We start from the raw sequence: 8,285 nt of genomic DNA on the forward strand, positions 1-8,285 counted from the left end.
CCGGGCGCTAAAGCGCCCCCTCTCGCAGCATGGTGTCGATCTCTTGCAGGTGAACCATCTCCAGCGGTTTCTGGATGTAGTCGCGCACGACGGCATAGGAGTCGGCGCGTTTGCGGTCCTTGTCCGACATCGAGGTGGTCAGCATGATCACCGCCGCCCGCACGAAGCCGGGGCCGAACCGCGACGTCGCGGCATCGAGAAACTCGAACCCGTTCATCCGGGGCATGTTGATGTCCAGCAGGATGATGTCGATCACCGGGCGATCGGGCTGCGCGAGAAAGTCGAGCGCATCCGGCGCCATCAGGAACCCGTGCAGCGCGCCCACCAGGCCCGACCGCGTGGCAAGCCGGGCGTACAGCTTCTGGTCGATTGCGTTGTCGTCCACGATCATGAGGGTATCGATCAATGGCTGTCCTTTCTGAGATAAACGGTGAAGGTGCTGCCCGTCCCGGGGCAGGAGTCGACGGTGATGCGACCGCCATGGTTGATCGCGATGCGCTGGCAGATGGTCAGTCCGAGGCCGGTGCCGCTGCAGGCGCCGACCGGGTTCAGCCGCTGGAAGACCTGGAAGATCCGTTCGTGAAAGGCCGGATCGATGCCGATGCCGTTGTCGGAGACCGAAAAGCCGACAAACCCCCTGGGGGCCTCGACCGCCCCTAGCGACACATCGGGGCGGCGATCACCGGCGCGGAACTTGATCGCGTTGTCCAGCAAGTTGGCCAGCAGGGTCCGGATTTGTCCGGGCGATCCCCGGATACAAGGCAGCGGACCGACCGACAGTGTCGCGTTGCCCTGTTGCACGGTCTGCGACAGGTCGCTGATGACGGTCCGGACCTCGATGCCCAGGTCGACCACCTCGTCAGACATGTCCTCTGCCAGGGCATTGGTATAGGACTGGATGTCGTCGATCAGGCCGGACATGCCTTTCAGCGTGACACGCAGGTCTGCCAGCAGTTCGGCCTGTTCCGGGTCAAGCGCGCCTTGCAGGTCCTCGCGCAGGGCGTCCGCGATCATCAGCGCCGTGCTGGTGGGGGCCTTGAGGTCATGCGAGGTGGCATAGGCAAAGCTGCGCAGATCCTCCGTCGCGGCCCTGGCCCGGTGAATCTGGCCGTGCAGGTGATCGTTCAGCATCTCGATCTGGTGCAGCCGGGCACGTTCCTCCGTGACGTCCCGGCGCAACAGCAGGGTATCCCCGTCCTTGAGCAGCTTGGTCGTCCGCAGGAAGGTCGTCCCGTTGTCCAGCCGGATCTCGCGCGTGCATCCGTCGATCCTGATGTCGTCCATCTGGCCGGCGATCCAGTCCTCGGGCGTGAGGCCGTTGAGCGCGACCGGCCGGGTCGCGACGAGATCCCGCAAGGCCGTCTCATACAGTTCGCCGACGCGCAGCAGACCCCCGGTGTGCGCCTTGGTGGTTGCCGTCTCGGCGTTGACGTACCTGATCCGGCCGTCGTCCCCCAGCAGGACCAACCCGAGCGGGATCTTGTCGATCAGGTCCTCTGCGATGTCGCGCCGGGCGTGATGCAGTCGGCGCATGTGGTGCCGCCAGAGCAGGACCCCGGACAGCAAGACCAGGCCCGCGCCAAGGGCGCCAAGCACATGGGACAGGCCCGAGGTCATCCAGCCGGACGAAGGGGCGAGCCACGTGGCCCGCAGGCCGTGATACCGCGGAGATGCCAGGGACCCCGGCGCGACGGCGTTCAGCCGGGCGATCGTCTCCACCAGGTCAAGCCGGGCCGCCACTGCGCGTTCGCGGTGGAAGACCGGGGCGCCGATCTCGTCGATACGGTCATCGCCCCCCGGGACGGCCGCCCAGTGCCGGAGGCTGTGACGTTCGTGCAGCACGGCCGCCACCTGCCCGGACAGCAGCGCACCGAGCTTGTCTTCGGTGGTGTCGTGGATCACCAGGGCCGCGTCGTCATAGGGCTGCGGCGGGTCGATGGGCAGGTCGCTCGACACCACGCCAAGCCGCACGGCGCGCCAGTCCTTCGGCAGGTCCGCGCTCTCGCTGTGAAACAACGCATATGGCGTCGTCAGCAAGGGCAAGCCGACCTCCACGGGCCGCACCCGGCCAGTGTTATAGTTTTCCAGCGGCAGCAGGTCATAGGAACCGGCTTGGAGGCTTGCGAGCCACTCCTCGGACGTGATCGCGACGAACTCCGGAGGCACTCCGGACCTCTCCGCAAGGTCACGAAGCACCTCGGCGACAAAGCCGGAGACCTCTCCGTCAGCGTGCACGATCGTGTAGGGCGGCCCGGCCACCACGATCTGACCGTCGACCGCCCCCGCCCACAAAACCGATCCGGCGAAGTCGATTGGCGCGACGAGCCCGTCCACACCGTTGGACAGCAGCGCGTCCAGGGCATCTTCGAGGCTGGAGAAGGCGATCACGTCATTCATCAGCAGAGGCCCGACGATCTCGGATCCGGGCGCGCCGCGCACGGCAGCCAGTCGCAAGCCCCGGAGCTTGCCATCCCATGCGGCGGGGCTGGCGGTGCCCAGCCTCGTCAGGTGAACCGCCACCCGGCCGACCGATCGGGAATAGTGCCAGGTGGCGCGCAGCGACGGAAGGTCGGCGATGCCCGGCAGCATTTCCGAACGACCCTCGGCCTGCGCCGCCAGAAGCTCCGGCACCGTGTCATACAGGACGAAGCGTAATCGAAACTGCACTTCAGCTGCGATCATCTGCGCAAGGTCCAGCATGTAGCCGGTCTTCTTGCCGTCGGTCGATTCCTGCATCGGCCCCGGCATCGGGGTCCATCCCACGACCAGCGCGGGCCGCTCTGCCAGCGCGCCCGTCGGCACGTGGCACAGGACCAGGGCTGCCACCAATTGCCTGACGGCCACTAGGGGTCCTGCCCAGAATGTCCGCCGCTTGGCCATTCGCTTGAGAACGCCTCCGACCCGTTCGCTTGCCCCCTAACAGACCTAGGCCACGCGGGTTTCGCGCGGGTTAACGGCGCCCCGCACCAAATCGGCTGACGGCGATGAAGGGGATGGCACCGTATGCGCGGGCCAAGGTGACCCTAGATCAGCCGGGATTGAGACCCGACCGGGCAGGAAAGAGGTGGTCCCTCGTCCCCGAATAGTTTTGCGGCGCTGCCAAGCTTGCCAGTTGATCATGCAGCCGCCTGAAGGTCAGGGCTCTGATGGGCCTCGACCGGTGTTCTGCCCCCAAGCGCCGAGTGCGGGCGCTCGGAATTGTAGAATTCAATCCACCTGCCGATGCCTGCTCGGGCCCGCAGCCCCGGTATCCGTTCAGGTTCGAAGTCAGAGCGGGGGCGATCATATTCGGCAACGGTCCCTGACGACCAAGAGAGGTACGATCCATCCCCGGCCACCATGCCGACTTGCGCGAAGCGCGTGGTGGCTCCCATCATGCAACGAGTGCCGGGAAATCCAAAAGACGAGAGGGGGCGCACCACACATGGTTCGGGCGCTCGGTCACCACGATCCACCTCACCGCCGGAGACGCCGGGCGCGGTGCGGAGTACTGGAGCGGGCGCGAAGACGGCGAGAAGGCCGCCCTGATGAACCGGCACACGCGGGAGCACATCCACATCCGGGACCACACCACTGACTACGCCGACATCGAGCATTCCGACTGCGTCACAACCGCCGCCTTCGCCACGAAGGCCATGGCCGGGCACAACGCCGACCTGACGGTAAACAGCTACGTCGGCTATGCCTCGCTGGGGCTCAACGAGGATCTGACGCCCGAGGACGAGGCGGTGGTCCGGTCCATTTTTCGAGCGGTATTCGCAGCGCGATCCGCGGGTGTTCGGCAGCGATGGCACGCTGTTCGGCGCCTACGAGGACCGGATGCAGCGGGAACATGTCGCCGACGAATACACCCACGCGGCCGACCCGGACGGTGCCGCCCTCTGCCAGTCCCTGATGCAGCCCGAGCTTCTCGGCACGACCGATCCGGCAACCGGGAAGCCGGAACCGGAGATCAACGACCCCGTGCTGGCGGCCTGACAGGTCGCCCTGCCGCAGGTGCGAGGCAGGGCCCCTCACCCCTTTTGCGGGCGCTGGTCACGCGCCTTGACCAGGCGGAACATGCACCGCGCAGCGCGCTGAGGGGTTTTCCGCTTGAATTGCGGTGCCGAACCTCCCTATCTCTTGGCATGGCGCGGCGCGTGTCGTCGTCGATGCGATGGCTGACCCTGACGGGGCGGCCCCGGCATCCGAAGTTCCGCCGCCGCAGGTTCCATCAACGGGAGGCGTCATGCGATATCACACACCAACTTCCTTTCCGGACGCGGCACGGCTCGCGGCCTCCACGGCGGGCGTGACGCGCTTTCTGGCCGGGGGCACGGATGTTCTTGTCCAGATGCGTGCGGGCATGGTCCTGCCGGATGACCTGATCGACCTCAAGAAGATCCCCGGCGTGCAGGACATCGCGCGCACCGACGACGGCGGCTGGCGGATCGGCATCGCGGTCCCGGGCGCGGCCCTTGGCGCGCACGAGCAATTGAAGGCGGACTGGCCCGGCGTCGTCGAAGGCATGGAACTGGTCGGATCGACCCAGATCCAGGGCCGCGCCACGCTGATCGGCAACCTGTGCAACGGCTCTCCGGCGGCGGATTCCGTCCCCGGCCTGATCGCCGCCGACGCCTCGGTCGAGGTGACCGGGCCGGACGGCAGCCGCACGCTCAAGGTGGCGGAGATCCCTGCCGGTCCAGGCAAGACCCATCTGAAGAAGGGCGAGGTGATCTCGGCCCTGCTGCTGCCGCCGCGCGGCGCGCATGGCGGCGACGCCTACCTGCGCTTCATCCCGCGCACCGAGATGGACATCGCCGTGGTCGGCTGCGCCATCAACCTGCGGCTGGAAGGCGACACCATCACCGAGGCGCATGTGGCGCTGGGCGCGGTCGCGCCCAAGGTCATCAGCGTGCCGGCCGCCGCCGAGGCGATCCTCGGCACCACGCTGGACGATGCAGCGCTCGAGGCGCTGGCCACCGCGGCGCGCGCCGCCTGCACCCCCATCACGGACAAGCGCGGCACCGTCGAGTTCCGCACCGACGTGGCCGGCGTGCTGGCGAAACGCGCCGCCAGGATCGCCTACACCCGCGCAAAAGGAGCTTCGGCATGAAAAAGACCTATGTCTCGACAACCGTGAACGGCGAGGCGGTCGAATTCCTGGCCGATCCGCGCGAAACCCTGCTGGATTGCCTGCGCGACCACCTCGACCTGACCGGCTCCAAGGAGGGCTGCGGCACCGGCGACTGCGGCGCCTGTTCGGTCACGCTGGACGGAACGCTGGTCTGCTCCTGCCTCGTGCTGGGCGTCGAGGCCGAGGGCAAGCAGGTCGGCACCATCGAGGGGATGGCCCCCGGCAACGACCTGCACCCGCTGCAACGCAAGTTCATCGAACACGCCGCGCTGCAATGCGGCTACTGCACCCCCGGGTTCCTGGTCGCCGCCAAGGCGCTGCTGGACCACAACCCGGACCCGACCGAAACCGAAGTCCGGTACTGGCTGGCGGGCAACCTCTGCCGCTGCACCGGCTATGACAAGATCGTGCGCGCCGTGCTGGACGCGGCTGCGGAACTGCGTGGGGAGGCTGCGTGATGGCTAAGGACGAATTCAAGGAATTCCGGCTGATCGGCACCCGCCCGGACCGTCCCGACGGTCTGGACAAGGTGACGGGCCGCGCCCGCTATGGCGCCGACATCTCCGGCCCCGGCATGTTGTGGGGCGCGGTCGTGCGCTCGCCCCATGCCCATGCACTGATCGTCAGGATCGACACGTCCAAGGCCGAGGCGCTGGATGGCGTCAAGGCGGTGGTCACGCGGGCCGATTTCCCCACCGGGCTGACCGGCGAGGAATGGAACCTGCAGGAAAACACCATGGCGGGCGAGCGGGCGCTCTATGACGGCCACGCCGTTGCCGCCGTGGCCGCCACCTCCAAGCTGCTGGCCGAAGAGGCCGCGCGCCTGGTCGAGGTCGAATACGAGGTGCTGCCGCATGTCACCGACGTCGACGAGGCGATCAAGCCCGACGCGCCGGTGATCCGCGAGGGCGCCGCCGACGCCACCGTGCCGCCGGGGATGCCGCCGAACGTGGTGAAATACATGGAGTTCGGCCATGGCGATGTGGAGGCCGGCTTTGCCGAAGCCGACCTTGTCATGGAGAACACCTACAAGACCGAAGCCACCCACCAGGGCTATATCGAGCCGCACGCCTGCATGGGCCAGCTGGGCAGCGATGGCAAGGGTGAGATGTGGGTCTGCACCCAAGGTCAGTGGTACATCCGCAAGATGTGCGCCGACGTGCTGGGGCTGGACACCGCGCAACTGCGGGTGACGCCGTCGGAGATCGGTGGCGGCTTTGGCGGCAAGACGACGATCTTCATGGAGCCGCTGAGCCTCGCGCTGTCGCGCAAGGCGGGCGGTCGTCCGGTCAAGATCGTGATGACCCGCTCCGAAGTGCTGCGCGCCACCGGGCCGACCGCCTCGGCCTCGATGGACGTCAAGATCGGCATGAAGAAGGACGGCACGCTCACCGCCGGCCGGGCCGAGTTCCGCATGCAGGGCGGCGCCTTTCCGGGCGCGCCGGTGGACATGGCGCTGTATTGCGCCTTTGCCGCCTACAACCTGCCCAACGTGCAGCACATCGGCTATGACGTGCTGGCCAACCGTCCGAAATGCGCCGCCTACCGCGCGCCGGGGTCGCCCATGGGCGCCTTTGCGGTGGAAAGCCTGCTGGACGAGATGTGCCGCAAGCTGGAGTTCGACCCGATCGAGGTGCGGCTCAGGAACGCGGTCAAGGAAGGCGATACCGCGAGCTACGGCCCCAAGTACGGCTCCATCGGGCTGATCGAGGTGCTGGAGGCGACAAAGGAACACCCCAACCTGAACGCGCCGCTGGGTCCGAACCAGGGCCGCGGCGTGGCCACCGGCTACTGGTTCAACCATGGCGGCGAAACCTCCGTCTCCATGGCGATCTCCGAGGATGGCACCGCGCAGGTGTCCGTCGGCACGCCTGACATCGGCGGCAGCCGCGCCTCCATCGGGCTGATGGTGGCCGAAACGCTGGGCATTCCCTACGAGGATGTGCGCGTCAACGTGGTCGAGACCGGTGCCTTGGGCGTGAACGAGCCGACCCATGGCAGCCGCGCGACCTTTGCCAGCGGCAAGGCGGCGGTGATCGCCGCGGGCCACGCGATCAAGGAGATGTGCCGCCGCGCCGCCAACGAATGGGACATCGACCCGGAGGCCGTTGAATGGGTGAACGGCGCGGCACAGCCGGCCGGTCCGAACGCCGGGAAGTTCCCGCCGATGACCATCGCCGAGATCGCCGGCAAGATGGGCAGCACCGGGGGGCCGATCTCGGGCCATCATGAATCGCTGCCCGAAGGTGTCGGCGCCAGCTTTGGCACCCATGTCGTCGATGTGGAGGTCGATCCCGAGACCGGGGCCGTCAAGATCCTGCGCTACCTCGTGGTGCAGGACGCCGGCCGCGCGATCCACCCCTCTTACGTCGAAGGGCAGTACCAGGGCGGCGCGGTGCAGGGCATCGGCTGGGCGCTGAACGAGGAATACGTCTACGGCAAGGACGGGCGGTTGCAGAACCCGGTCTTCCTGGACTACCGCGTGCCGGTCGCCTCGGACCTGCCGATGATCGACACGGTGATCGTGGAGGTGCCGAACCCCGGCCACCCCTACGGCGTGCGCGGCGTGGGCGAAACCGGGATCACCCCGCCCCTGCCCGCCATCGCCAACGCGATTCAGGCGGCGACGGGTGTCCGCCTGCGGCACCTGCCGATGAGCCCGCCCAAGGTCCTGGCGGCGATCAAGGCGCAGGGATGAGCGACCCGGTCAAGGTCCACCTCTGGTCCAGCCTCACCCGCTTTACCGATGGGGAGCGGGTGATCGAGGTCGAGGCGGATACGGCGGGCGGCGTCCTGAAGGCCCTCAAGGACGCCTACCCCGGCCTCGCCCCGGTGCTGGATGCCGGGGTCTCGGTGGTGATCGAGGACGAGATGGCCCCCAGCCTGCACACCCAGGTCGGCGCCGGGGCGCAGGTCTACCTGATGCAGCGTCTCAAGGGCGGCTGAGGCCCGGCCGGGCCCTTGAGCGCATTTCGGGACCTGTGGGCAAGGGACGGCGGAGTGTTTTTAAAGCGTCACGCCTTTAACCTGAAACATATCCAGCAGCCTTGAAGTAGTTCCAACATTCTTGCTCCGAGTAGAGGTCGCAGACATGACCGATTGCTTTGAACATTTCGGTGAATGTCCTCGCGCCGATCCGTCTGAGTTGGGCCTTGAGCTTAGAGAAGGC

The 8,285-nt window shown here is 67.3% G+C and carries 7 protein-coding genes and 2 pseudogenes; 5 read left to right on the top strand and 4 right to left on the bottom strand.

Annotated elements, in window-relative coordinates; translation table 11 throughout:
• Nucleotides 1-7: 7 nt before the first annotated feature.
• The 3 genes and pseudogenes from MAA8898_RS13325 to MAA8898_RS13335 form a co-directional block, all read right to left on the bottom strand.
• Complete coding sequence (locus MAA8898_RS13325) at nucleotides 8-406, bottom strand: response regulator (protein ID WP_245853408.1); 399 nt, start codon at nucleotides 404-406, stop codon at nucleotides 8-10.
• Nucleotides 403-2,826: an ATP-binding protein gene (locus tag MAA8898_RS13330; protein ID WP_176445157.1), complete on the bottom strand. Its 2,424-nt coding sequence runs from the start codon at nucleotides 2,824-2,826 to the stop codon at nucleotides 403-405. The genes MAA8898_RS13325 and MAA8898_RS13330 overlap by 4 nt, the downstream gene beginning before the upstream one ends.
• A 290-nt stretch (nucleotides 2,827-3,116) precedes the next feature.
• Nucleotides 3,117-3,245: pseudogene (locus tag MAA8898_RS13335) on the bottom strand (integrase core domain-containing protein); the annotation flags it as partial.
• A gap of 529 nt (nucleotides 3,246-3,774) precedes the next feature.
• Here MAA8898_RS13335 and MAA8898_RS13340 point away from each other — a divergent pair.
• The 5 genes from MAA8898_RS13340 (at nucleotide 3,775) to MAA8898_RS13360 (ending at nucleotide 8,062) form a co-directional block, all read left to right on the top strand.
• Nucleotides 3,775-3,978 (top strand): hypothetical protein, encoded by a 204-nt coding sequence (locus MAA8898_RS13340; protein ID WP_094021502.1) that lies wholly within the window; start codon nucleotides 3,775-3,777, stop codon nucleotides 3,976-3,978.
• Nucleotides 3,979-4,228: 250 nt separating this feature from the next.
• A complete protein-coding gene (locus MAA8898_RS13345; protein WP_094021503.1) occupies nucleotides 4,229-5,095 on the top strand; it encodes an FAD binding domain-containing protein in 867 nt (288 codons plus the stop codon).
• Nucleotides 5,092-5,574 (top strand): (2Fe-2S)-binding protein, encoded by a 483-nt coding sequence (locus MAA8898_RS13350; RefSeq protein ID WP_094021504.1) that lies wholly within the window; start codon nucleotides 5,092-5,094, stop codon nucleotides 5,572-5,574. The genes MAA8898_RS13345 and MAA8898_RS13350 overlap by 4 nt, the downstream gene beginning before the upstream one ends.
• A complete protein-coding gene (locus tag MAA8898_RS13355) occupies nucleotides 5,574-7,814 on the top strand; it encodes a xanthine dehydrogenase family protein molybdopterin-binding subunit (protein ID WP_094021505.1) in 2,241 nt (746 codons plus the stop codon). The genes MAA8898_RS13350 and MAA8898_RS13355 overlap by 1 nt, the downstream gene beginning before the upstream one ends.
• The gene (locus MAA8898_RS13360) at nucleotides 7,811-8,062 is read left to right on the top strand and encodes a MoaD/ThiS family protein (protein WP_094021506.1); all 252 of its coding nucleotides are present in this window, start codon (nucleotides 7,811-7,813) and stop codon (nucleotides 8,060-8,062) included. Before MAA8898_RS13355 ends, MAA8898_RS13360 begins: the two co-directional genes overlap by 4 nt.
• Nucleotides 8,063-8,138: 76 nt before the next feature.
• Here MAA8898_RS13360 and MAA8898_RS26750 read toward each other — a convergent pair.
• Nucleotides 8,139-8,285, bottom strand: a pseudogene (locus tag MAA8898_RS26750) (IS630-like element ISSpo6 family transposase); the annotation flags it as partial.

Origin of the sequence: Antarctobacter aquimaris (assembly GCF_900184945.1) — a bacterium.
GTDB lineage: Bacteria > Pseudomonadota > Alphaproteobacteria > Rhodobacterales > Rhodobacteraceae > Maliponia > Maliponia aquimaris.

Bases quoted from the DNA above. Each gene is read 5' to 3' on its own strand.
- MAA8898_RS13345 (WP_094021503.1), top strand. From the start codon at position 4,229: ATGCGATATCACACACCAACTTCCTTTCCGGACGCGGCACGGCTCGCG.
- MAA8898_RS13360 (WP_094021506.1), top strand. From the start codon at position 7,811: ATGAGCGACCCGGTCAAGGTCCACCTCTGGTCCAGCCTCACCCGCTTT.
- MAA8898_RS13350 (WP_094021504.1), top strand. From the start codon at position 5,092: ATGAAAAAGACCTATGTCTCGACAACCGTGAACGGCGAGGCGGTCGAA.
- MAA8898_RS13355 (WP_094021505.1), top strand. From the start codon at position 5,574: ATGGCTAAGGACGAATTCAAGGAATTCCGGCTGATCGGCACCCGCCCG.